The 22,660-nt window shown below is 69.1% G+C and carries 19 protein-coding genes and 1 tRNA gene; 11 read left to right on the top strand and 9 right to left on the bottom strand.

From position 1 onward, the window contains the following. Positions 1–51: 51 nt before the first annotated feature. Together OUA97_RS20760 and OUA97_RS20755 are read right to left on the bottom strand one after the other, a co-directional pair. A complete protein-coding gene (locus OUA97_RS20760) occupies positions 52–357 on the bottom strand; it encodes a hypothetical protein (protein WP_267233942.1) in 306 nt (101 codons plus the stop codon). A gap of 316 nt (positions 358–673) precedes the next feature. Further along, positions 674–747: transfer RNA gene (locus OUA97_RS20755), tRNA-Cys, on the bottom strand. Between the two features lie 157 nt (positions 748–904). On the opposite strand from OUA97_RS20755, the gene OUA97_RS20750 reads away from it, so the two are divergent. From OUA97_RS20750 to OUA97_RS20725, 6 genes are all read left to right on the top strand, one after another. Beyond that, entirely contained in the window at positions 905–1,477 is a 573-nt protein-coding gene (locus OUA97_RS20750; protein ID WP_267233941.1) for a protein-L-isoaspartate O-methyltransferase family protein, read from the top strand. A 174-nt stretch (positions 1,478–1,651) separates the two neighbouring features. Then, complete coding sequence (locus OUA97_RS20745) at positions 1,652–3,130, top strand: TolC family outer membrane protein (protein WP_267233940.1); 1,479 nt, start codon at positions 1,652–1,654, stop codon at positions 3,128–3,130. Between the two features lie 134 nt (positions 3,131–3,264). Next, positions 3,265–3,807, top strand: a complete 543-nt coding sequence (locus OUA97_RS20740) for a DUF2497 domain-containing protein (RefSeq protein ID WP_267233939.1) — start codon at positions 3,265–3,267, stop codon at positions 3,805–3,807. A 159-nt stretch (positions 3,808–3,966) separates the two neighbouring features. Continuing rightward, entirely contained in the window at positions 3,967–6,630 is a 2,664-nt protein-coding gene (locus OUA97_RS20735; protein WP_267233938.1) for a valine--tRNA ligase, read from the top strand. Positions 6,631–6,808: 178 nt separating this feature from the next. Beyond that, the gene (locus OUA97_RS20730) at positions 6,809–8,563 is read left to right on the top strand and encodes a class I adenylate-forming enzyme family protein (protein WP_267233937.1); all 1,755 of its coding nucleotides are present in this window, start codon (positions 6,809–6,811) and stop codon (positions 8,561–8,563) included. Positions 8,564–8,579: 16 nt separating this feature from the next. After that, the gene (locus tag OUA97_RS20725; RefSeq protein ID WP_267233935.1) at positions 8,580–9,311 is read left to right on the top strand and encodes a TlyA family RNA methyltransferase; all 732 of its coding nucleotides are present in this window, start codon (positions 8,580–8,582) and stop codon (positions 9,309–9,311) included. Positions 9,312–9,317: 6 nt separating this feature from the next. Here the strand turns inward: OUA97_RS20725 and OUA97_RS20720 are convergent, their stop codons facing one another. The 3 genes from OUA97_RS20720 to OUA97_RS20710 form a co-directional block, all read right to left on the bottom strand. Further along, positions 9,318–9,617, bottom strand: a complete 300-nt coding sequence (locus OUA97_RS20720; RefSeq protein ID WP_267233934.1) for a hypothetical protein — start codon at positions 9,615–9,617, stop codon at positions 9,318–9,320. Positions 9,618–9,980: 363 nt separating this feature from the next. Continuing rightward, the gene (locus OUA97_RS20715) at positions 9,981–10,565 is read right to left on the bottom strand and encodes a hypothetical protein (RefSeq protein ID WP_267233933.1); all 585 of its coding nucleotides are present in this window, start codon (positions 10,563–10,565) and stop codon (positions 9,981–9,983) included. Positions 10,566–10,606: 41 nt separating this feature from the next. Further along, positions 10,607–11,065: a glycine zipper 2TM domain-containing protein gene (locus OUA97_RS20710; RefSeq protein WP_267233932.1), complete on the bottom strand. Its 459-nt coding sequence runs from the start codon at positions 11,063–11,065 to the stop codon at positions 10,607–10,609. A gap of 171 nt (positions 11,066–11,236) precedes the next feature. Between OUA97_RS20710 and OUA97_RS20705 the strand changes: the two genes are divergently transcribed. Continuing rightward, a complete protein-coding gene (locus OUA97_RS20705) occupies positions 11,237–12,523 on the top strand; it encodes a class I SAM-dependent RNA methyltransferase (RefSeq protein WP_267233931.1) in 1,287 nt (428 codons plus the stop codon). Position 12,524: 1 nt separating this feature from the next. Here the strand turns inward: OUA97_RS20705 and OUA97_RS20700 are convergent, their stop codons facing one another. Beyond that, positions 12,525–13,610 (bottom strand): PA0069 family radical SAM protein, encoded by a 1,086-nt coding sequence (locus tag OUA97_RS20700; protein ID WP_267233929.1) that lies wholly within the window; start codon positions 13,608–13,610, stop codon positions 12,525–12,527. Between the two features lie 76 nt (positions 13,611–13,686). Here OUA97_RS20700 and OUA97_RS20695 point away from each other — a divergent pair, with 76 nt between their 5' ends. After that, the gene (locus OUA97_RS20695) at positions 13,687–14,133 is read left to right on the top strand and encodes a hypothetical protein (RefSeq protein WP_267233928.1); all 447 of its coding nucleotides are present in this window, start codon (positions 13,687–13,689) and stop codon (positions 14,131–14,133) included. Here the strand turns inward: OUA97_RS20695 and OUA97_RS20690 are convergent. Beyond that, a complete protein-coding gene (locus tag OUA97_RS20690; protein ID WP_267233927.1) occupies positions 14,130–15,722 on the bottom strand; it encodes a lytic transglycosylase domain-containing protein in 1,593 nt (530 codons plus the stop codon). The genes OUA97_RS20695 and OUA97_RS20690 overlap by 4 nt on opposite strands. A gap of 66 nt (positions 15,723–15,788) precedes the next feature. Continuing rightward, positions 15,789–16,607, bottom strand: coding sequence for a uracil-DNA glycosylase (locus tag OUA97_RS20685; RefSeq protein WP_267233926.1), 819 nt, complete (start codon positions 16,605–16,607; stop codon positions 15,789–15,791). Between the two features lie 143 nt (positions 16,608–16,750). Here OUA97_RS20685 and OUA97_RS20680 point away from each other — a divergent pair, with 143 nt between their 5' ends. The 3 genes from OUA97_RS20680 (at position 16,751) to OUA97_RS20670 (ending at position 21,145) form a co-directional block, all read left to right on the top strand. Then, the gene (locus OUA97_RS20680; protein WP_267233925.1) at positions 16,751–18,439 is read left to right on the top strand and encodes an electron transfer flavoprotein-ubiquinone oxidoreductase; all 1,689 of its coding nucleotides are present in this window, start codon (positions 16,751–16,753) and stop codon (positions 18,437–18,439) included. Positions 18,440–18,547: 108 nt separating this feature from the next. Continuing rightward, positions 18,548–20,251, top strand: coding sequence for a tetratricopeptide repeat protein (locus OUA97_RS20675; protein WP_267233923.1), 1,704 nt, complete (start codon positions 18,548–18,550; stop codon positions 20,249–20,251). Between the two features lie 6 nt (positions 20,252–20,257). Then, the gene (locus OUA97_RS20670; protein ID WP_267233922.1) at positions 20,258–21,145 is read left to right on the top strand and encodes a 4-(cytidine 5'-diphospho)-2-C-methyl-D-erythritol kinase; all 888 of its coding nucleotides are present in this window, start codon (positions 20,258–20,260) and stop codon (positions 21,143–21,145) included. A 99-nt stretch (positions 21,146–21,244) separates the two neighbouring features. On the opposite strand, the gene OUA97_RS20665 is transcribed toward OUA97_RS20670, so the two are convergent. Then, positions 21,245–22,660 (bottom strand): ammonium transporter (locus tag OUA97_RS20665; protein ID WP_416362450.1); only part of this gene is annotated, 1,416 nt, incomplete at its 5' end.

Raw genomic sequence — 22,660 nt, 5'->3', positions numbered from 1 at the left:
CGTCCTGCTCGCCTCAACCCGACTGTGGCTCAGAGCTTATGAGTCCACGACCTAGTCGCTCAGCTCGAAGCAGCAGGTATTCTTCAATGGACCACTCGACGCTCTCCGCTCCGAGGCCAGATGCATCGGTCGGTCGAGCGGCGGCGGAACCTTCGGCGAGGACACGCTCAAAAGTCGCGCCTGCGTAGAGAGCGCCATCGAGCGCGCCGGAAGCCAGTTGAGCGTAGGCGTGCTCCCCCCAGCCAACCCGGTAGCGGGCGTCTGCGAGGTGGCCTGCGCGGCGACGTCGGCGGCCCGGTTCTCGATCGAAACGTCAGCCAACCGAGGGGGCGACGCCGGGCCGATCACGTTCGTCATGAGCAACTCTCCTTGGTGAGTTGATCGCCTCAGGGACGCATTGCTTGGCGCATATTTATGCTGGGTTGTATTGATCGGTTGGTTAGTCGCATGTGAGCGCGTTGCGCGGTTCGTCACCGATCGGGCGGCCAAAGAACCGAGGCGCGGCCACACTCTCTAGGATGTCGCCGTGACGGACGTACGCGGTTCGGGGGGCGGTCGCGATGGCGACGGCGATTCGTCCCGCGCATCGAGCCGAATGAGCACGTCTTTGCAAACCGCCGCTCGGCCTTTGCAAACTGGAGCGCACGGCGCTCCGCTTACCTTTTGAAAAATTTGGAGGCCTGACCGAGAATCGAACTCGGGTTCACGGATTTGCAGTCCGCTGCGTCACCACTCCGCCATCAGGCCGCCGCCGGCCGGGGCCGGGGAGGGCGCTTGGCTAACAGAACAGGCCGCTCCCTGCAATCCTCTCTCACAGGTCTCATGGGCCGATTGCCTTAACGGGAGGGGCGGACCTATAAGCGCGCCCAAGTTTCTTATTCTACGTCTGTCCCGTCGAGGAATCATGGCCGCCGATTTCGTCGCCGCCCGGCTCAACATGGTCGAGAGCCAAGTTCGCACCAACGACGTGACCGACGTGCGCTTGCACGACGCCATGCGCGCGATCCCGCGTGAGGCGCTGATCCCGGCGGACAAGGCCTTCCAGGCCTATGCCGATGTCGATGTCGAGTATGCGCCGGGCCGCTTCCTGCTGCGCCCGCGCGAAGTCTCCAAGCTGCTGCAGGCGGCCAAGCCCGTCGAAGGCGAGCGGGCGCTGGCGATCGCCGCGCCCTATGCGGCCGCGGTGCTGGAGGCGATCGGCCTCGACGTCACCCGCTTCGACGCCGAGGAGCTCAAGGCGCTTCCCGGCGCCGACTACGACCTCATCGTGGTCGAGGGGGCGGTCACCCACGCGCCCCAGACCTGGCTCGACGCCCTGGCCCCGGGCGGACGCCTGTTGGTCATCGAACGGAACGGACCTACCGGCCAAGCTGTTTATTATGTCCGCGCCGACGACGGCGTGGGCCGTCGTACGCTGTTTGACGCCATGGCGCCTGTTCTGCCGGGCTTCGAACCAAAGGCGGGGTTTGCGTTCTAGGTCGAGGCTATCCTCGCGTGCAGATGGCGCACGTGAAACATGGCCGAAACCTTGGGGTGAAAAAAGCTTAAGGTCGCGCCCTCTAGTCCGGCGCTGATTAGGCGGTCATATAGGACCCGGTCTCACTACGCCGTTTCGGGGATAACCATGTTCAATAGTCGTCGCGGAGGTTTGTTGGCCGCGGTCTACAGCGCAGGACTTGCGCTCGCGATCGCCGCGCCGGCGTCCGCCGAAACCCTGGCCGAGGCCATCGCGCTCGCGTACGAATCGAACCCGACCCTCCAGGCCCAGCGCGCCACGCAGCGCGCCCTGGACGAGAATTGGGTCCAGGCGCGGACCGGCTACCGCCCGCAGGCCTCGATCACCGGCTCGATCGCCTATGCCGATCTCCGCACCCCGGGCAAGGGCGACTTCGCCGACACCAACGGCGACGGTATCCGCGACACGCTCATCGCCGGTCGCCGCGACGACAATAGCGCCAGCGCCACCCTGCAGCTGAGCCAGCCCATCTATACCGGCGGCCGCGTCGCCGCCGCGGTCAACGCCGCCGAGGCCGACATCCTGGCCGGGCGCGAGCAGCTGCGCCGCACCGAAGCCACGGTGATACAGTCGGTCGTTCAGGCCTATGCCGACACCCGGCGCGACCAGGAAGGCCTGCGCATCCGCGAGGAGAACGTCCGCGTCCTCCAGCGCCAGCTGGACGAATCCAAGGCCCGCTTCGAGGTCGGCGAGATCACCCGCACCGACGTGGCCCAGTCCGAGGCGCGTCTCGCCGCCGCCGAGGCTCAGCTGTCCCAGGCCCAGGCGCAACTGGCCTCGAGCCGGGCGGTCTATGCCGCCGTGGTCGGCCAGAATCCGGGCGACCTGGCCGCAGAGCCGCAGATCTCGTCGTTGCTGCCCGCCGATGTGGCCCAGGCCTACGAGGCCGCCGAGGTCAACAATCCGCAGATTCGCCAGGCCCAGTACGCCGAGCAGGGCAGCCGCGCGCGCCTGTCGGCCGCCCGCGCCGAACGTATGCCTAACCTCGGCGTCACCGGCTCCGTCGGCTACAGCGGGATGGCCGATCCCTGGTCAGGCGAGGATTCGTCGCGCGCCGTGCGCGCCGGGGCGACCCTGACCATGCCGCTGTTCACCGGCGGCCTGGTCTCCTCGCGCGTGCGCGCGGCGATGGAGCGCAACAACGCCGACCGGATCAACGTCGAGGTGGCGCGCCGTGCGGTCATGCAGAGCCTCACCCAGGCGTGGAACCAGCACCTGGCCAGCAAGGCGAACATCAGCTCCACCGACCAGCAGGTGAAGGCCGCCCGAATCGCCGCCGAAGGCACCAAGCAGGAGCAGCAGGTCGGCCTGCGCACCACGCTCGACGTGCTGAACGCCGAGCAGGAACTGCGCAACGCCGAGCTGTCGCAGGTCAGCGCGCGCCGCGATGAGTTCGTCGCCAGCTCGCTGGTCCTGGCCCAGATGGGGCGGCTGGAAGCCCCGATGCTCGAGCCGGGCCTGACGCGCTACGATCCGACGACGAACTTCCGCAAGAACCGGATCACCTGGGGCTGGGTGCCCTGGGAAGAACCGATCGCAGTCGTCGACGGCGCGTTCACGCCCAAGACCGTCGAGAAGCCGGTCGCTGCTCAACCGCCCGCTGCGCCGAAATAGGGTTAAAGTTTTCGTGCACGGTTTCGCCTGACAGGCGATTAGGCGCTTGCGCCTTTTGGCGGAAATTGCAGGATCACACCGTCGCGCCTAGCTAGGCGCGACGGATTCTCTCTCGCACCACCGGCGGCCCTGAAATGTCTGAACAGACCTCGCAAGAACCGACGATGGAGGAGATCCTGGCCTCCATCCGGCGGATCATCTCCGAAGATGACGCGCCGGCGGACGCCGCGGCTCCCGAGCCGGAGCCCGAAGCCGAACCCGTGCAGGCCGCCGCCCCGGTGTTTGAGCCGGAGCCGGAACCGGTCGCCGAAGAAGACGACGGCGCGCTGGAACTGACCGACAAGGTCGAGTCGCTCGGCGATCTCGATGTCTACACCCCGGCGGTGAGCGAGGAGCCCGAGGCTCCGGCCTATGAGGCGCCGCCTGCGCCGCCCGCGCCGGCTATGGACATCGGCGATGGGCTGGTCGGCGCGGTCGCCGCCAGCGCTGCGGCCTCGGCCTTCGGTCAACTGTCGCGTTCGATCCAGATGCCGGCCGACGGCCGCACTCTGGAGGACGTGGTCCGCGAACTGCTCCGCCCGCTGCTCAAGCAGTGGCTCGACGAGAACCTGCCGGATATCGTCCAGCAGACGGTCGACCGGGAAGTCGAGCGGATCGCCCGCGGCGGCGTACGCTAAGCGACCACAAGCACCGCTCAGCCCGGTTCGCCGGGCCCCAAGCCGGGTCTGCACTTTCGTTTTCGCGAGTCCGCTTGGACCCCGCCTGCGCGGGGATGAGCCGATTCCACCGTCATCGCGCTTCCACGCCGGTGATCGAAAATGTATGCAGCGCCCCAAATGCTTGAAAAGAATTTCGACTCCAAGACCGCCGAACAGCGCCTCTACGCCATGTGGGAGAGCTCAGGCGCCTTCGCGCCCAGCGCCGACCCGGACGCCGAGCCGTTCTCGATCGTCATCCCGCCGCCGAACGTCACCGGCTCGCTGCATATCGGCCATGCGCTGAACAACACGCTGCAGGACGTGCTGACCCGCTTTGAGCGGATGCGCGGCAAGGCCGCTCTCTGGCTGCCCGGCACCGATCACGCCGGCATCGCCACCCAGATGGTGGTCGAGCGCCAGCTCGCCGCGGCGGGCAACATCGGCCGGCGCGACATGGGTCGCGACGAGTTCATCGCCAAGGTCTGGGAATGGAAGGCGCAGAGCGGCGGAACCATCACCAACCAGCTGCGCCGCCTGGGCGCGTCCTGTGACTGGAGCCGGGAACGCTTCACCCTCGACGAGGGGCTGTCCGAGGCGGTCCGCAAGGTGTTCGTGACCCTGCACAAGCAGGGCCTGATCTATCGCGACAAGCGACTGGTGAACTGGGATCCGCACTTCCAGACCGCGATCTCGGACATCGAAGTCGAGCAGAAGGAAGTCGACGGCGCCTTCTATCACTTCGCCTATCCGCTCGAGGACGGCTCCGGCGAGATCGTCGTGGCGACCACCCGCCCGGAGACCATGCTCGGCGACACCGCCGTCGCCGTGCATCCGAGCGACGAGCGCTATAAGGGCCTGATCGGCCGCGCCGTCCGCCTGCCGATCGTGAACCGTCCGGTCCCGATCATCGCCGACGAATACGCCGACCCCGAAAAGGGCTCTGGCGCGGTGAAGATCACCCCGGCCCACGACTTCAACGACTATCAGGTCGGCAAGCGCAACAACCTGCCGATGATCAACATCTTCACCGATGATGCGAAGATCAACGAGAACGCGCCGGCCGAGTATCGCGGCCTGGACCGTTTCGAGGCCCGCAAGAAGGTGGTCGCCGCCTTCGAGGAACTGGGCCTGCTGCGCGAGATCGAAAAGACCCGTCACGCCGTGCCGCACGGCGACCGCTCGGGCGTGGTCATCGAGCCCTATCTGACCGACCAGTGGTATGTCGACGCCAAGGTCCTGGCCCAGCCGGCGATCAAGGCGGTGGAGGAAGGCCGTACGGTCTTCGAGCCCCGCCATTGGGAAAAGACCTATTTCGAGTGGATGCGGAACATCGAGCCCTGGTGCATCTCGCGCCAACTCTGGTGGGGGCATCGAATCCCGGCCTGGTACGGCCCGGACGGCAAGATCTTCGTCGCCGAGAGCGAGGAGGGGGCCAAGGCCCTCGCCCGCGAGCACTACGGCCACGATGAGCCGCTACGTCAGGACGAGGACGTCCTCGACACCTGGTTCTCCTCGGGCCTGTGGCCGTTCTCGACCATGGGGTGGCCGGAAAAGACCAGCGACCTGGAGCGGTTCTACCCGACCAGCACCCTGATCACCGGCTTCGACATCATCTTCTTCTGGGTCGCCCGGATGATGATGATGGGCATCCACTTCATGGGCGAAGTGCCCTTCGACCGCGTCTTCATCAACGCCCTGGTCCGCGACGCCGAGGGTAAGAAGATGTCCAAGTCCAAGGGCAACGTCATGGACCCGCTGGAGCTGGTCGACGACTACGGCGCCGACGCCCTGCGCTTCACCCTGACTGCGATGTCGGGCCAGGCCCGCGATATCAAGCTGTCGCGCCAGCGCATCGAGGGCTACCGCAACTTCGGCACCAAGCTCTGGAACGCCGCCCGCTTCGCCCAGGTGAACGGCTGCGCTCGCGCCGAGGGCTTCGATCCCGCTGACGTCAAGGGCGTGCTGAACCGCTGGATCGTCGGCGAGACGGTGCGCACCGCACATGCGGTGACCAGGTCGCTGGAAGGCTGCAGCTTCGACGGCGCGGCCAACGGTCTCTATCGGTTCATCTGGAACACCTTCTGCGACTGGTACGTCGAACTGGCCAAGCCGCTGCTCAACGGGACCGACGAGGCCTTGAAGGCCGAGACCCAGGCCACCGCCGCCTGGGCGCTCGACGTCATCCTCAAGTTGCTGCACCCGGTCATGCCGTTCCTCACCGAGGAGCTGTGGGCCCAGACCGCCGACCTCGGCGCCGCGCGCGGCGAGGGGATGCTGATCACCGCCCGTTGGCCGCAGCTGGCCGACACCCTGATCGATCCGGACGCCGACGCCGAGATCGGCCTGATCGTCGCCGCGGTCAGCGAGGGCCGCTCGGTGAAGGCCGAGCTCAACGTCCCGCACTCGGCCCGCCCGCCGCTGCTGGTCGTGGACGCCACTGACGCCCAGCGTGAGGTGTTCGCGGCCAACGCCGCGGTCATCGCCCAGACCCTGCGCGTGGCCGAGGTCAGCTTCGTCGAGCAGGCCCCGCAGGGGGCCATCCCGTTCGTCGTCAACGGCGCGACCCTGGCCCTGCCGGTGGCCGAGTTCATCGACCTGACCGCCGAGCGCGCCCGCCTGGCCAAGGAGATCGCCGGCCACGTCTCCGACATCGCCCACGTGATGAAGAAGCTCGGCAATCCGGCCTTCGTCGCCAACGCCAAGGAAGAGGTGGTCGAGGAGAATCGCGAGCGCCTGGCCGAGTCCGAGGCCGCCAAGACCAAGCTCGAGCACGCGCTTAGCCTGCTTGAGGCTGTGGTTTAGCCCACCCGGGTTACGCCGCCCCGCCGTTGAATGGTCGGCCGGGGCGGCGTTCGTCCAGCTTTGGGGCGATTACCTGCCGCCGCGTCAAACACACGTTTGCACCGGGCGCTAGGTTATGCTTGTTCACCTACGACGACGCGGGCGCGTTAAGGCCCGTGCGAGCATTAGGAGAACGCCCATGTCAGAGGCTGCGCTGCCCGCTGGTTGGCCCGCCATGTCCATCGCCCAGGCCCATGCGCTGATCACCGCGCCTGGGTCGCCGGCTGAGATGGAGACGGTCGATATTCGCGGCGTTCCCACCCGGACCTGGAAGAACCTCCCGCCGTCGCTGCGCTCGATCGTCGAGCTGGGCCGCACTCACGGTGAAAAGGCCTTCCTCGTCTACGAAGACGAACGCGTCACCTACGAAGCCTTCTACCGCGCCGTCTCGGCCCTGGCCCGCCAACTGCAGGCGGACGGCGTGCAGAAGGGCGACCGCGTCGCGGTCATCATGCGCAACCTGCCGGAATGGGTGGTGTCGTTCTACGCTGCGGCGTCGCTGGGCGCGATCGTCACCCCGCTGAACGCCTGGTGGACCGGGCCGGAGCTGGAGTACGGACTGACCGATTCCGGCAGCAAAGTCGTGCTGATGGACGCCGAGCGCTACGAGCGCCTCACCGAGCATCTGCCCAACTGCCCCGACCTCGTGCGCGTCTATGTCAGCCGCTCGCGCGAGGAGATCGCCCATCCCCAGGTCACCACGCTGGAAAGCGTGCTGGGCGGCGCCAACGAATGGGCGAACCTGCCTGACCAGCCGTTGCCGCCGGTCGATATCCATCCCGACGACGACGCCACCATCTTCTACACCTCGGGCACGACGGGTAAGCCGAAGGGCGCCCTGGCCACCCAGCGGGCGGTCAACTCCAACATCATGGCCGGCGCGGTTGCCGGCGCGCGCGCTTTCCTGCGCCGCGGCGAGAAGCCGCCGGAGCCGGATCCCAACGCGCCGCAGCGCTCGTCGCTGATCTCGATCCCGTTCTTCCACGTCACCGGCTGCATGGCCGTGCTGAACCCGTCGCTGGCGGGCGGCGCCAAGCTGGTGATGATGCACAAGTGGGACGTGATCCGGGCCTTCGAGCTGATCCAGCGTGAAAAGATCCAGTCGGCCGGCGGCGTCCCGACCATCGCCTGGCAGCTGATCGAACATCCGGCCCGCGCCAACTATGATCTGTCGTCGCTGGAGTCGGTCTCCTACGGCGGGGCGCCCTCGGCCCCGGAACTGGTCCGCAAGATCAAGGAAACCTTCCCGAAGTCGGCGCCCGGCAACGGCTGGGGCATGACCGAGACCTGCGCCACCGTCACCACCCACGGCGCCGAGGACTACGCCAACCGTCCCGACAGCTGCGGTCCGGCGGTCCCGGTCAGCGACCTCGAGATCCGTGACCCGGCCGACGGCGTCACCGTGCTCGCGCCGAACCAGGTGGGCGAGCTCTGGGCCCGCGGCCCGCAGGTCGTGAAGAACTACTGGAACAAGCCTGAAGCGACCGCCCAGACCTTCGTCGACGGTTGGGTCCGCACCGGCGACCTGGCCCGCCTCGACGAGGAAGGCTTCTGCTTCATCATCGACCGGGCCAAGGACATGCTGATCCGCGGCGGCGAGAACATCTACTGCATCGAGGTCGAGAACGTTCTCTACGACCACCCGGCGGTGATGGACGCGGCCATCGTCGGCATCCCGCACCGGACGCTGGGCGAGGAGCCGGCCGCGGTCGTCACCCTGAAGCCGGGCGCCTCGGCGACCGAAGAGGAGCTCCGCGCCCACGTCGCCGAGCACCTGGCCGCTTTCAAGGTGCCGGTGAAGGTCCGCTTCTGGCACGAGACCTTGCCTCGCAACCCGAACGGCAAGATTCTCAAGAACGAGCTGAAGAAGCTGTTCGTCGAGGAGCAGGCCTAACCCGCCTGGAGAAGGCTTGGGCAAGAAGCGCGCGGATGTCGTCCTGGTCGAACGCGGCCTGTTCGACAGCCGCGCCAAGGCCAGGGCGGCCATCGAGGCCGGCGGCGTCAGCGTCGCCGGCCGTGTGCTGTCCAAGCCGTCCGAACTGATCGACGAGGACGGCGACATCGCCGCGCTCCCCGCCCATCCCTATGTCGGGCGAGGGGCGCTGAAGCTGGTCCACGCCCTCGATCTCTGGCCGGTGCAGGTCCAGGACCGCACGGTGCTCGACGTCGGGGCCTCGACCGGCGGCTTCACTGAGGTCTGCCTGCAGCGCGGCGCGGCCCGGGTCTTCGCCATCGACGTCGGCCGTGGCCAGTTGCATCCCAAGCTGGCGGGCGATCCGCGTGTCGTGGGGCTCGAGGGCGTCGACGCCCGCAGCCTCGATCCGCATCTGATCCCGGTCGCCCCGGATCTCATCGTCACCGATGTCAGCTTCATCGGACTGGCCAAGGCGCTGCCCGCGGCCTTGGCCCTCGCCGCCGGTGGCGCGGACCTAGTGGCCCTGGTCAAGCCGCAGTTCGAGGTCGGGCCGGAATTCGTCGGCAAGGGCGGGCTGGTCAAGGACGAAGCCGCACGGGTCCGGGCGCTGGATGAGGTGGCGACGTTCCTGCAGCGCTCGGGCTGGATCGTCCGCGCCACCGCCGACAGCCCGATCGCCGGCGGCGACGGCAATTACGAATACCTGCTGTGGGCGTGCCGCCCCTGATGTCCTTCAGACCGTGCGCCAGAAGGCCTGCTCGATGCTGAGGCTGTCGAACAGCTGCTTCTCCTGCGCCGTCTTGATCGCCGCATGATAGTTCGGGTCGCCCTGGACCTTTTCCATGAGCGCCTCCAGCGCAGCCATGTTGTCGAGCCGCGACACCCAGATGATGTCGTTGTGACCGCCCACCCGGGTCGCCACCTCGATGGCGACGCCGGTGGCCTTGGTCACGACCTGCGCGATCTCCGCCGCCCATGCGACGGCCTCCGGAACCGCTCCTGCGACCCGGGCGCGTGTGGAGAATATGATCATCTTCCGCTTCCTTGCGGCGCGTCGCGGACGGCGACGGACACGCTCGCCGACTGCTTGGCGCGGTTCTGCGTCTGCAAAAGGAACTGAATGCGGACCCGGGCGACGAACGCGCCGGATCGGCAGCGACAGATGCTACCCGAGCTCTTGAAATGTAAAGGAAAAAGCGTTCGTCAGGCCTGCCGGGAGACATGGCGCCGGCCTATCTCAGGTCAGGATTTCGCCGATCCTGGGTGGGCTGGTGCGCCATTTAGTCGATCAATCCGCACACCTGGGCGGGCGGACAAAAGTGAGAAGCCGCCCGCGCGGGGCGGCGCGGGCGGCTTCAGTCCGTCGAGTACGCCGACGGGCTCCCCCTTGGGAGGCTTAGTCGACGACCTGGAAGTTCCCGTTCGCGTCGGGGCAGACGCGGACGAAGCGCTTCTGGGTGCGGCCGTCGGGCAGGTAGATCGGGCTCTCGGCCAGGGTGCAGCCGTCGGTGGCGGCCGGACGCTCGACCACGCGATAGGGCTCGCCGCGGTCGTAATAGCGGCGGTCGTCATACGAACGGGCGTAGTAGCCGTTGTCGGCGGGCTGGCCGTAGTAGCCGTTGTAGCTGGTCTGCGGAGCGCGATAGGCCGTGCCGCCGCAGGCCGCCGAGTTCTTGCCGACCGCCGCGCCGCCCAGCGCGCCCAGCGCGCCGCCCAGCAGGGCGCCCTCGGTGCGGGCGTTGCGGGCCGCGGCGTTGGAGCCGATGGCTGCGCCCAGCGCGCCGCCGACCAGGGCGCCGACCGTGCCGCGGTTGGTCGAGTCGCGACGGCAGGGGTCGTAGTAGGTGTTGCCGTAGCTATTGCCGTAGTACGGCGCCGACTGCGCCGCGGCGAAGGTCGGAACGGCGGCGGCCGCGCCGAGCGCCATGAAGCCGGCCACGCCCGCGAGCATGCTCTTGGCGAAGGTCGAACGGAAGTTCATTGCACGATACCCTTTGGGACTGATGCGAGCTTGTTGTTGAGTTAGCTGCGGCCGCTCGGACGCCAGACGCCGTCACGGCCCCGGCAGACCTCGTAGCTGTGGTTGCGGCCGCCGTAGTTGTCCTGGACCCAGCGGCAGTTGCTGGGCTGGCTGTAGCTGCTGCGCTGGTAGTTGCTGCTCGAGCGATAGGCGGCCGGACGCGGCGCGGGGGCAGGGCGGTAGTTGCTGCATTTGCTGTTGCGCTTGCCGATTTCGTGGCCGGCCACCGCGCCGACGGCCCCGCCGAGCAGCGCGCCTTCGGTCTTGGCGCCCTTGGCGGCCACGCCGCCGCCGGCCAGCGCGCCGACCAGGCCGCCGACGATGGTGCCCTTGTTGGCGCTTTGGCGTTGCTGCTCACGGCACGGGTCGTAGGACTGGGCCGATGCGATGCTCGGGAACGTCACGGCGGGCGCGGTCACGGCGATCATCCCGGCGGCGGCGAGAGCAAGAGCGCGGTTCATCGGCTTATCCTTCATTCGAACTCGGAGGCGGCGCCGAGGCCCCGCCTGCGCTATGGAACTTGGCTGAACGAGTCTGAACGGTGCTTGAGCGGCCCGTTCATGTTCGTTCATCTTCGTTGACGCCTTGTCCCGCCTGGGATTGCGGGTCAGCGCCATCAGCGAGTTTTGAGCATGCGACGTCCCCGGCCTCATCGGGCCCGACCCACCGAAACCCCCTCCGGCCCGCCGGTAGAGGTTCTCATCGAGGCTGTCGGCGGTGAAGGCGACGGCATCGCGGCCGGCCCGCTCTATGCGCCGTTCACCCTGCCGGGCGAGCGCGTGCGGCTGGCCGCCGGTCCCCAGCGGCGCGAGGTCGAAGCCGTTCTTGAGGCCAGCCTGCAGCGGGTCGCCCCGCCGTGTCCGCATTTCGGCGTCTGCGGGGGATGCGCCCTGCAGCATTGGGAGCACGAAGCCTACTTGGCCTGGAAGGTCGAGCGGCTGATCGGCACCCTGGCGCGTGAGCGGATCGAGACGCAGGTCCTGCCCGCCTTCGCCGCCCAGCCGCACACCCGCCGCCGCCTGGCCCTTCACGCCCGCCAGGGGAAGAAGGACGCCGCGCGCCTGGGCTTCAAGACCCGCAAGTCCTGGGACGTGGTCGACATCAGCGCCTGTCCGATCGCCGACCCGGCGCTGGAGGCTGCGCTCCCGGCGCTGCGCCGCCTGGCCGCGCCGCTGTTCGAGCACCCGAAGTCGGCCCCGACCCTTCACGTCACCCTGACCGACACCGGCATCGACGTCGATATCAGCGGGGTCGAGCGCAAGAGCGGCGGGCTCTCGGCCGACGCCCGCATGCGCGTGGCCGAGGTCGCCGCCGAGGCCGACCTGGCGCGAGTCACGCTCGACGGCGAGGTCGCCTACCTGGCCCGCCAGCCGACGGTGCGGTTGGGCCCGGCGACGGTGGCGCTGCCCGCGGGCGCGTTCCTGCAGGCCACGCCCCAGGCCGAGGCTGCGATGGTGGCCATGGCCGCCGAGGCCGCCGCCGGCGCCGAGCGGATCGCCGACCTGTTCTGCGGAGTAGGGACCTTCACCTTCGCCCTGGCCCAGATCGCCCCGGTGCTCGCCGTCGACGGCGCCGCGCCGGCCGTTCGGGCGCTCAACGCGGCCGTGGCGACCGCGCCCGGCCTGCACGGCGTCACCGCCGAGGCCCGCGACCTGACCCGCCGCCCGGTGCTGGCCGAGGAGATGAAGCGCATCGACACCGTCGTCTTCGACCCGCCGCGGGCCGGGGCGGCCGAACAGTCGGCCGAGATCGCCCGCTCGGGCGTCGCCCGCGCCATCGCCGTCTCCTGCAATCCGGCGACCTTCGTGCGCGACGCCCGGACCCTGGTCGACGCCGGTTTCACCCTGGAACGCGTGCTGCCGGTCGATCAGTTCCTCTGGTCGCCGCACGTGGAATTGGTCGGGGTGTTCAGCCGCTAGCTCAACCGGCGAACAGGTCGCCCTGGTCGCCGGCCTTCGCCGGAACCCTGAACTGCGAGAGGTCCAGCGACGACAGCTTGGCGTCCAGTCCCAGCCGCTTCTTGGCGGCATGGAAGCGCTGCGACAGAAGTTCGGCGATCGGGCCCTCGCCGCGCATGCGCTTGCCCCATTCGGGATCGTAGTCGAGCCCGCCACGCATCTGGCGGACCAGCGACATCACCCGCCGGGCGCGGTCCGGGTGGTCGGTCTCCAGCCATTCGCGGAACAGGTCCTTGATCTCGCGCGGCAGCCGCAGGGCGACATAGCCGGCCCCCTTGGCGCCGGCCTCGGCGGCCCGCTCCAGCACCGCCTCCATCTCGTGGTCGTTCAGGCTGGGGATGGCGGGTGCGAACATCACCACGACCGGCACGCCGGCGTCGGCCAGCGCCTTGATCGCCGCGATCCTGCGGTCGGGCGTCGCCGCTCGCGGCTCCATGCTGCGCGCCAGCTTGCGGTCCAGACTGGTGACCGAGATCGCCACCCGGCACAGATTGCGCCGCCCCATGGCCCCTATGACGTCCAGGTCGCGCAGGATCAGCGCCGACTTGGTGATGATCGAGCAGGGGTGCCCGAACCGCTCCAGCACCTCAAGCACCCCGCGCGTGATCCGCGTCGTCCGCTCCACCGGCTGATAGGGATCGGTGTTGCCGCCGATGTGGATGAACTCGGGCTTGTAGCGCGGCGAGGACAGCTCCTTTTCCAGCAGCCGCGCAGCGTCTGGCTTGAAGAACAGCTGGCTCTCGAAGTCGAGCCCGGGCGACAGGCCCATATAGGCGTGGGCCGGCCGAGCGTAGCAATAGATGCAGCCGTGTTCGCAGCCGCGATAGGGATTGATCGAGCGCGAGAAGCCGACGTCCGGGCTGTCGTTCTTGCTGATGATCGTGCGGGCCTTCTCGGGGCTCAGCGTGGTCCTCAGCTGCTGGGGCTCGGCGTCTTCGAGCGTCCAGCCGTCGTCGAACGCCTCGCGGGCCTGGCTCTCGAATCGCCCGCTGGCGTTGGACCGCGCGCCGCGGCCCCGGACCGTGATCTGCTGGGTGAAGGTGCTCACGGCGCAAGCATAGGATCGGGATCGAACAAAACAAGAACAATGTTGACGCGGGGACCAAAGCGACACCTTTGGAGCCATGATCTCCGTCATCGTTCCCACCGCCGGATCCGAGCGTGACCTGGCCGCGCTGCTGTCGGTGCTGGTGCCGGCCGCGGTCGATGGACTGGTGCGCGAGGTGATCGTCGTGGACGCCGGGCCGAGCCAGGCGGCGGCGGCGATCTGCGAAGACGCCGGCGCCGACGTCCTCGCCGGCTTCGCCGACGCCCTGCGCCGCGCCAGGGGCGACTATGTGCTGGCGCTGCCGGCCTCGCTGCGCCTGCGGCCGGGCTGGGACGAGAGCGTGCGGCGGCACCTGGAGGATGGCGGCGGGGCGGCCCTGCTGGTGGCGCGCGAGCCGGGGCTGCTGGAACGCCTGGCAGGGCCGAAGCTGGCCGGCGTCCTGGCGCGCGCCCAGGGCCTCGACGGCGTCGGCGATCTTGCCGCCCTGCGCCGCCGCATCGGCCGCGCAGCGATCCTCAGCTAGCGATCGAGGCGGGCGTCGACGAAGCGGGCGCCCTGCGCCACGGCGTCGAGGGTCTTGGTGTCGAGGCCGAACTTCTTGCGATAGGTCCAGTAGCCCGCCATCACCTTCTCGACGTAGTTGCGGGTCTCCTGGCTCGGCAGGCTTTCGATCAGCATCAAGCTGTCGGCCTCGTCGCCGACCATCTTGGCCGTCTTCAGCAGGGTGCCGGGCCCGCCGTTGTAGGCGGCGACCGTGCGCAGGATGTCGTAACCGACGCCGCGCTCCATCAGCCAGGTTACATAGTCCTGGCCGACCCGCAGGTTGAACGCCGGGTCGAACATCGGGCTCATGTCGGCCTTCAGCTTGTCGTCGCCGGCCGCACGGGCGGCGGCCTCGGGCATCACCTGCATCAGCCCGACGGCTCCGGCCGGCGAAACGGCCTGCGGGTTGAAGCGGCTTTCCTGGCGCACGATCGCGTAGACCAGCGCCCGATCGATGGTGAAGCCGGACTTAGGCTCCAGCACCGGCGTCGGATAGTCCGGCTCGGCGAACGAACGTGCGCCAGGCAGCGAGGCGGCGAGGTCGGCGTCCGAGGTCAGCGGCGCGTTCAGCGCTAGGATCAGCGACATCCACTGCGAGCGCTCTGCCTCGGTCTTGGCCATGGCCAGGCCCGCGCGCAGCTCCAGCCCGGCCTCGACCGGCATGCCGATCTGGGCCAGCGCGGTGGCGCGGTGGGCGCGGGCGTCGTCGCGGATGAACGGGGTGAGATGCGCGCTGGGGGCCGAGGCGAAGGCCGCCGGGACGATTTCGCGGACGACGGGCGGGGGCGGGGCCTCCGAGACGCGATCCAGCGCCTCCAGCCGCACGCGGCGCTCGGCGATCATGCCGTAGAAGGTGGTCGGATGGCGGGCGGCCAGCTTCAGGAACCCCTGGGCGCGGGTGGTGTCGCCGGTCTCCTCCAGCGATCGCGCCGCCCAATAGGCCGCGCCCGAGCGCAGCCACGGGTCTTCCTGCTCGTCGCGGGCGACCTGGCTGAAGAAGCTCTGTGCGACGGCGTAGTTCTTGAGGCGAAAGGCGGCCAGGCCCGCGATCCAGCGTTCGCCGACGGCGGGGGCCAGGTCCATCGCGGTCTGCACGTCGCCGGAATAGAAGGCCTCGCGCGCCTTGCGGGTGCGGTCGGCCGGGGCCTTGCCGGAAATCCCCTGGGCGGTGACCTCGACGCGGCGCCAGTCGGCGCCGGCCAGCAGCGGGGCCTTCAGCGGCTTGCCGAGCGCCGGCTTGCGCTTGCTGGCCAGCATATAGATCCGTTCGGCGCCGGGCAGGTCGCTGTACTGGTCGAGCCACTTGGCCAGGTCGTCATAGCTGGCGACGTGCCCGCCCGGGTGCATCAATTGGCGGAACGACAGGTGGCCGGCCAGCGAGCGGTCCTTGATCTCGGCGCTCTGCATCTCGGCGTCGATGAAGTCGCCGCGGTCGACGGCGTCGAACGCGGCGGCGTAACGCTTTGCGTCCCACGGGCTCAGGGCCTGTGGCGCGGCGTTCGTTGTTCCGGCGATGGCGGAGCAGATCATGGCCAAAACCGCGATCCGCATGCCCGTGCGTGCCCGCATGCGATCCCCACGTCGCCGCCTCTGCGCGCGGCCGACGTGACCCTCAGTTCTCGTGACGGTTAAGTCTTAAGCGTCACGGTCAGGGCGATCAAGCCGTTCGGTCAGGGTCAGAAGGTCGCTCCAGGCCTTCTTCTTGGCCCCCGGCTGGCGCAGCAGGAAGGCCGGATGCAGGGTCGGCATGGCCGGCAGCTCGAGGTTTCCGGTTTCCGAGCGCCACTCGAACCAGCGTCCGCGCAGCGACAGGATGCCCTCGTCGCGCTTGAGCATCGACTTGGCCGACGGCGCCCCCACCAGCAGCAGCATCTTGGGGGCGACCAGCTCGATCGCGCGCTCCAGGAACGGTTGGCAGACAGCCTGTTCCTGCGCCGAAGGGGTGCGATTGCCGGGCGGGCGCCAGAACACCGTGTTGGTGATGAACACCCGTCCGCTCAGCCCCGCGGCGGCCAGCATCCGGTCCAGCAGCTGCCCCGCGCGGCCGACGAACGGCTCGCCGCGGGCGTCTTCCTCGGCCCCGGGCCCTTCGCCGATCACCAGCAGCGGCGCGTCGGACGCGCCGCGCGCGAACACCGCCTGGCGCGCGCCTTCAAATTTCAGCGAGCAGCCGTCGAATCCGGCGATCGCGGCCTTCAGCGCCTCTAGGTCCTGCGCGGCCGCGGCCAGCTGCCGCGCCTGGGCCACCGCCGCGGCGACGTCGGATCCTGCGCCCGCCCGGGCCGGCGGGGGCGGCGCGGCAAGCGGCTGCTTCTCCGGCGGCTTGGGCGGCACGAACTTGCCCGCCTCGATCCGATCAATGGGCGTATCATGCAGCATGGCGTCGACGCCCGCTTCCGCCCAGAAGGCGAGTAGGCTCTCGGCGACACGATCGAAGGGCGCGGCTTGGCTCATGGTACTCTCTAAAGCGCGTCTATAGCCGAGTTCGCGCTTGACCGCCCTTGTACAAGCTTCGGATAAGTCGCCCGACGGATCAACGCCGCGTGAAACAAGGGGGAGGGGAACCCCGCCGCGGCCTTTTGGGAGTTACGGGGATCATGAGCGAGACCATCGCCACTGATACGATTGAACGCGAAGCGATGGAATACGACGTCGTGATCGTCGGCGCCGGGCCCGCTGGGCTGTCGGCGGCCATTCGCCTCAAGCAGCTGGCCGAGGCCGCCGGCACCGAGATTTCGGTCGCGGTGCTCGAGAAGGGCTCGGAAGTCGGCGCCCACATCCTCTCGGGGGCGGTGATCGACCCCAAGGGCATCAATGAACTGCTGCCCAACTGGAAGGAACTCGGCATCCCGCTGGAGACCAAGGTCACCCGCGACAAGTTCGTCATGCTCGGCCCGAACGGCGAGCTCGACATCTCCTGGGCGCCGTTCCCGAAGTGGATGCTGAACCACGGCAACTACATCGCCTCGCTCGGCAACGTCTGCCGCGCCCTGGCGACCCACGCCGAGGCGCTCGGCGTCGAGATCTATCCGGGCATGGCCGCCTCAGAAGTCGTCTACAATGAAGACGGCTCGGTGAAGGGCGTCGTCGCCGGCGTGTTCGGCATCGACAAGGACGGCAATCCGGGCCCCGACTATCAGCCGGGCATCGAACTGCACGCCAAGTACACCTTCATCGGCGAAGGCGTCCGCGGCTCGCTCGCCAAGCAGCTGCAGGCCCGCTTCGGCCTCACCAACGGTCGCGACGCCCAGAAGTTCGGCATCGGCATCAAGGAACTGTGGCAGGTTCCGGACGAGAACTTCGAGCCGGGCCTGACCCAGCACACCTTTGGCTGGCCGCTCGACAACGCCACCGGCGGCGGCTCGTTCATGTACCACTTCGGGGACAACTACGTGGCCATCGGCTTCGTGGTGCACCTGAACTACAAGAACCCCTGGCTCTCGCCGTTCGACGAGTTCCAGCGCTTCAAGACCCACCCGACCATCCGCGGCTACCTGGAAGGCGGCAAGCGCGTCGCCTATGGCGCCCGCGCCATCACCGAGGGCGGCTCCCAGTCGCTGCCGCAGCTCTACTTCCCGGGCGGCGTGCTGCTCGGCTGCTCGGCCGGCATGGTCAACGTTCCGCGCATCAAAGGCAGCCACAACGCGGTCAAGAGCGGCATGATGGCCGCCGAGGCCGCGTTCGAGGCCATCCAGGGCGGCCGCGCCAGCGACGAGCTGGTCGGCTACGAAACCGCCTACAAGAAGTCGTGGGTCCACAAGGAGCTGTGGGCCGTCCGTAACTTCAAGCCGCTGTGGTCGAAGTTCGGCACCATCCCGGGCCTCGTGCTCGGCGGCGCCGACGCCATGATCGCCAACATGCTCGGCGGTTGGTCGCCGTGGGGCACGCTGAAGCACGGCAAGTCCGATGCGGAATCGACCGGCCTGGCCAAGGACCACAAGCCGATCGTCTATCCGAAGCCGGACAACGTGTTCAGCTTCGACAAGCTGTCGTCGGTGTTCCTGTCCTCGACCAACCACGACGAGAACCAGCCCGCGCACCTGAAGCTCAAGGATCCGAGCATTCCGGTGAACGTCAACCTGCCGCGGTACGGCGAACCGGCGCGCCTGTTCTGCCCGGCCGGCGTCTACGAGGTGCTGTACGACGAGGCGGGGAACAATCCGAAGTTCCAGATCAACTTCCAGAACTGCGTCCACTGCAAAACCTGCGACATCAAGGATCCGTCGCAGAACATCAACTGGACGACGCCGCAGGGCGGCGACGGGCCCAACTACCCGAACATGTAAGACCGAAGGGGGCCCTCGCGGCCCCCTTCTTTCTTTCAGTCCCTGATTTCACCTGAGTTCGTAGACCACGCCTTGAACTCGCCTCCGAAAGCGCCGAGTTTCGCGGGCATGCGCCGTCTGCTTGTCGCCCTCGCTCCGCTGCTCCTGGTCACCGCCTGCGCCACCGCGCCACAGGACGTCGCCTGGACGCCGCCGGCCGACGACGGCATGGGCGGTTCGGCCTACGGGGCGTTCCTGGCCGGCCAGGGGGCGCTGAATGACGGGGCCGGCGCCGAGGCGGCCGCCTACTTCGAGCGGGCCGAGATCGAGGGCGGGTCCAGCGACCTGCTGCGCGACCGCGCCTTCACCGCCGCGGTGCTGGCCGGCGATATCCCCAAGGCCGCCGCGCTCGCGCCCGACGGCGTCGACGCCTCCGAAGCCACCAAGCGCCTCGGCCAGCTGGTCAAGGCGGTCGAGCTGATGGCTCAGGGCCAGGGCAAGGAAGCCCAGGCCGCCCTGTCCGGCGAGGCCATCGGCTTCCCGCACCGCGGCGCGGCGGCGCTGCTGGCGCCCTGGGCTGCGGCCATGGCCGGCGACACTGAAGGTTCGCTGGTGCGGCCCGAAATGCGCGGTGACCGCGTCGTCGACTATTTCGGCCAACTCGGCCAGGCATGGCTCTATGAACGCGCCCGTCGCTACGACGAGGCCGAGACCGACTACAAGGCGCTGACCGGCGGCGACGCGCCCGGCGACATCGCCGTACAGGCCTATGGCGCCTTTCTGGAGCGCCGGAACCGGCGCGCCGACGCTGTGGCGCTCTATGACGCGTCCCTGGCTCTGCAGCCGAACAACGAGAACCTGATCGCCGCGCGCGCCCGCGCGGCGGCCGGCAAGGCGGCCCCGGCCGCGCCGAACCTGCGCCAGGGCGCGGCCCAGGTGCTGGTCGCTCCGGCCGCGACCATGCTGGCGGCTAAGCAGGAACAGCTCGGCCTGGCCTATCTGCGGCTGGCGCTGCGGCTCGACCCGAACCGCGACACCGCCTGGCTGATGGTCGGCGACATCATGGAGGCGGCAGGCGACGTCGACGGCGCCCGCGCCGCCTACGCCCGGCCCAAGCCCGGGTCCAGCGACTACAGCGCCGCGCGCAGCAAGCTGGCCTGGAGTTACCAGAACGCCAAGCAGTCCGACGTGGCTCTGAAGATGGCCCAGGAAGCGGCCAGCAGCGGCGACGCCGAAGCCAAGCTCACCTACGCCGACCTGCTGCGCGCCAACGAGCGCTACGACGACTCGGCCCAGGTGCTGAGCGGCCTGATCGAGCGCAGCGCCACCCCGGATTGGCGCCTGCTCTACATGCGCGGCGTGGCCTACGAGCGCGCCGGCCACTGGCCGCAGGGCGAACGCGACCTGAAGGCGGCGCTGGAGTTGCGGCCCGACGAGCCGGAGTTGCTCAACTATCTCGGCTACACCTGGATCGACCGCGGCGAGCGGCTGGCCGAGGCCCTGGGCATGGTCGAGCGGGCGGTGGCGGCCAACCCGCAGTCCGGCGCCATGGTCGATTCCCTCGGCTGGGCCCACTACCGGCTCGGCGACTACAAGAAGGCCGTCGACCTGCTGGAACAGGCCGTCGAACTTGAGGCTGGCGACCCGGAAATCAACAACCATCTCGGCGACGCCTACTGGCGTGTCGGCCGCCGGATCGAGGCGGAATATCAGTGGCGCCGCGTGCTGACCCTGGATCCCGACCCGAAGATCAAGGCGGACGTGGAGTCCAAGCTCGCCTCTGGCCAGGGACCGAAAGGCCCGGCGGCCGCGCCGCGCATCGCCGGTCAGTAGCGCGCCATGAGCCCGATCGCCTTCGCCCCGGCGAAGATCAACCTGTTCCTGCACGTCGGCGCGCCCGGCGCCGACGGCTATCATCCGCTGTGCAGCCTGATGGCCTTCGCCGACGTCGGCGATCGCGTTGTGCTGCATGAGGCCGACGTCCTTTCGGTGCGCGTGCACGGTCCGTTCAGCAGGATGCTGGCGGGCGAGGGCGACAACCTGGTGCTGCGGGCCGCGCGGGCCTTGCTGGCCCGGGCGCGGGGGCCTCAGCCGCTGGTCGGGCTCTCGCTGGAGAAACTGCTGCCGGTGGCCGCCGGCCTGGGCGGCGGCTCCAGTGACGCGGGCGCGGCGCTGCGGCTGCTGCGCACGGCCCTGGGCGTACAGGTCGACGATGCGGAGCTCGAGGCGATCGCCGCCTCGCTGGGCGCCGACGGCGCGGCCTGCCTCTGGGGCCGGCCGGTGCTGGCGCAGGGCAGGGGCGAGGTGCTCTCGCCGGTCTCGGCGTTGCCGGCCATCGAGGCTGTGCTGGTCAATCCGCGGGTCGAGGTCTCGACGCCGGCGGTTTACGGGGCCCTGGACGCCATCGGCGCCTTCGGCGACATCGCGCCGCCGCCGATGCCTGAGGCCTTCGAGAGCGTTGAGGAGCTGGCCGCGTGGCTGGGCCTCATGCGCAACGACCTGGAGGCGCCGGCCATCGGCTTGGCGCCTGAGATCGGCGACGTGCTCGCCACCCTGGCCGATGAGCGCGAGACTCTGATCGCCCGCATGTCGGGTTCGGGCGCCACTTGTTTCGCCATCTGCGCCAGCGACATCGAGGCCGACGCCCTGGCCGAACGGGTCGCTGCCCTGCGTCCCGGTTGGTGGACCGTGCGATGCCGCCTTGGCGGCCCTTGGCCCGACGCCTGATCCCCAAAAGGAGAACGGGGCCCGTAAGGACCCCGCTTCCGGACGTTTCCAATAAGGATGCGGGCGGAGGTCTCTCCAGGCCTCCGCCGCGCGCGCCGCCTACGAGTGGTAGGCGCGTTCCCCGTGTTCGGTGATGTCCAGGCCTTCTTCTTCGGTCTCGACCGACGGCCGCAGGCCGATGGTGTACTTGATCACGAAGAAGACGATCGTCGACATGACGCCCGACCAGCCGATGGCCACCAGGACGGCCTTGATCTGGGCCATGACCTGCGTGCCCATCACGTAGGCCGCCGTGTCGCAGGTCGAGATGTCGCCATCCAGGGCGCAGGTCGTGTAGTCGACCACGCCCGCGCCGCCCCAGGCCGGGTTGACCAGCAGGCCGGTCGCGATCGCGCCGACGATGCCGCCCACCGCGTGGATGCCGAAGGCGTCCAGGCTGTCGTCGTACTTCAGGGCGTTCTTGATGGTCGAGCAGAAGAACACGCAGATCGGCGAGACCACCAGGCCGAGGATCACCGCGCCCACCGGGCCGGCGAAGCCGGCCGCCGGAGTGACGGCGACCAGGCCGGCGACCAGGCCGGAGGCCAGGCCCAGCATGCTGGCCTTGCCGCGGGTCAGCCATTCGACCGCGACCCACGAGATGCCCGCCGCGGCGGTGGCGACCAGGGTGTTGATCATGGCCAGGGCGGCGTAGCCGTTGGCTTCGAGATTGGAGCCGGCGTTGAAGCCGAACCAGCCCACCCACAGCAGGCCCGCGCCCACCAGGGTCAGGGTCAGCGAGTGCGGCGGCATGGCCTCAGAGCCGAAGCCCTTGCGCGGGCCGACGATCAGGGCGCCGACCAGGGCCGCGATGCCGGCGTTGATGTGCACCACGGTGCCGCCCGCGAAGTCGAGGGCGCCGAAGCCCCACAGCAGGCCGGACTGGATCGGATCCTTCGGCGCGGCGGCGACCGCGTCGGGACCGGCCCACCACCACACCATGTGCGCCATCGGATAGTAGGAGAGCAGCGGCCAAAGGATCGCGAAGGCGACCACCGCGGCGAACTTCATCCGCTCGGCGACGCCGCCCAGGACCAGCGCCGCGGTGATGCAGGCGAAGGTCATCTGGAAGCAGATGAACACCAACTCGGGAATGGCGACGCCGGTCGAGAAGGTGGCCACCGTGCTGGCCGGGGTCACGTCCTTCAGGAACAGGCGGCCGGCGCCGCCGACGAAGGTGTCGAGCGCGCCGCCGTCGGTGAAGGCCAGGCTGTAGCCATAGAACAGCCAGGCGATCATGCCGATGACGGTCACGGTCGAGACCTGCATCAGCATCGACAGCATGTTCTTCTGGCGGACCAGGCCGCCGTAGAACAGCGCCAGGCCCGGAATGATCATCAGCAGCACCAGGACGGTCGAAACCAGCATCCAGGTGGTGTCGCCCTTGTCGACGGTCGGTGCGGCTGCTTCGGGCGCCGGGGCCGCGGCCTCGACGACCGGGGCTGCGGCTTCGGCCACGGGCGCGGCGGCCTCAGG

Origin of the sequence: Phenylobacterium sp. 58.2.17 (genome assembly GCF_026411515.1) — a bacterium.
GTDB lineage: Bacteria > Pseudomonadota > Alphaproteobacteria > Caulobacterales > Caulobacteraceae > Phenylobacterium.
This window is presented reverse-complemented; position numbering and strand designations above follow the sequence as displayed.

Coding starts and splice junctions, on each gene's coding strand:
- OUA97_RS20710 (WP_267233932.1), bottom strand. CDS start 11,065: ATGAACCGCGCTCTTGCTCTCGCCGCCGCCGGGATGATCGCCGTGACC.
- OUA97_RS20685 (WP_267233926.1), bottom strand. CDS start 16,607: ATGAGCCAAGCCGCGCCCTTCGATCGTGTCGCCGAGAGCCTACTCGCC.
- OUA97_RS20675 (WP_267233923.1), top strand. CDS start 18,548: ATGCGCCGTCTGCTTGTCGCCCTCGCTCCGCTGCTCCTGGTCACCGCC.
- OUA97_RS20690 (WP_267233927.1), bottom strand. CDS start 15,722: ATGCGGGCACGCACGGGCATGCGGATCGCGGTTTTGGCCATGATCTGC.
- OUA97_RS20705 (WP_267233931.1), top strand. CDS start 11,237: ATGCGACGTCCCCGGCCTCATCGGGCCCGACCCACCGAAACCCCCTCC.
- OUA97_RS20750 (WP_267233941.1), top strand. CDS start 905: ATGGCCGCCGATTTCGTCGCCGCCCGGCTCAACATGGTCGAGAGCCAA.
- OUA97_RS20720 (WP_267233934.1), bottom strand. CDS start 9,617: ATGATCATATTCTCCACACGCGCCCGGGTCGCAGGAGCGGTTCCGGAG.
- OUA97_RS20670 (WP_267233922.1), top strand. CDS start 20,258: ATGAGCCCGATCGCCTTCGCCCCGGCGAAGATCAACCTGTTCCTGCAC.
- OUA97_RS20680 (WP_267233925.1), top strand. CDS start 16,751: ATGAGCGAGACCATCGCCACTGATACGATTGAACGCGAAGCGATGGAA.
- OUA97_RS20740 (WP_267233939.1), top strand. CDS start 3,265: ATGTCTGAACAGACCTCGCAAGAACCGACGATGGAGGAGATCCTGGCC.
- OUA97_RS20760 (WP_267233942.1), bottom strand. CDS start 357: ATGACGAACGTGATCGGCCCGGCGTCGCCCCCTCGGTTGGCTGACGTT.
- OUA97_RS20695 (WP_267233928.1), top strand. CDS start 13,687: ATGATCTCCGTCATCGTTCCCACCGCCGGATCCGAGCGTGACCTGGCC.
- OUA97_RS20730 (WP_267233937.1), top strand. CDS start 6,809: ATGTCAGAGGCTGCGCTGCCCGCTGGTTGGCCCGCCATGTCCATCGCC.
- OUA97_RS20715 (WP_267233933.1), bottom strand. CDS start 10,565: ATGAACTTCCGTTCGACCTTCGCCAAGAGCATGCTCGCGGGCGTGGCC.
- OUA97_RS20735 (WP_267233938.1), top strand. CDS start 3,967: ATGCTTGAAAAGAATTTCGACTCCAAGACCGCCGAACAGCGCCTCTAC.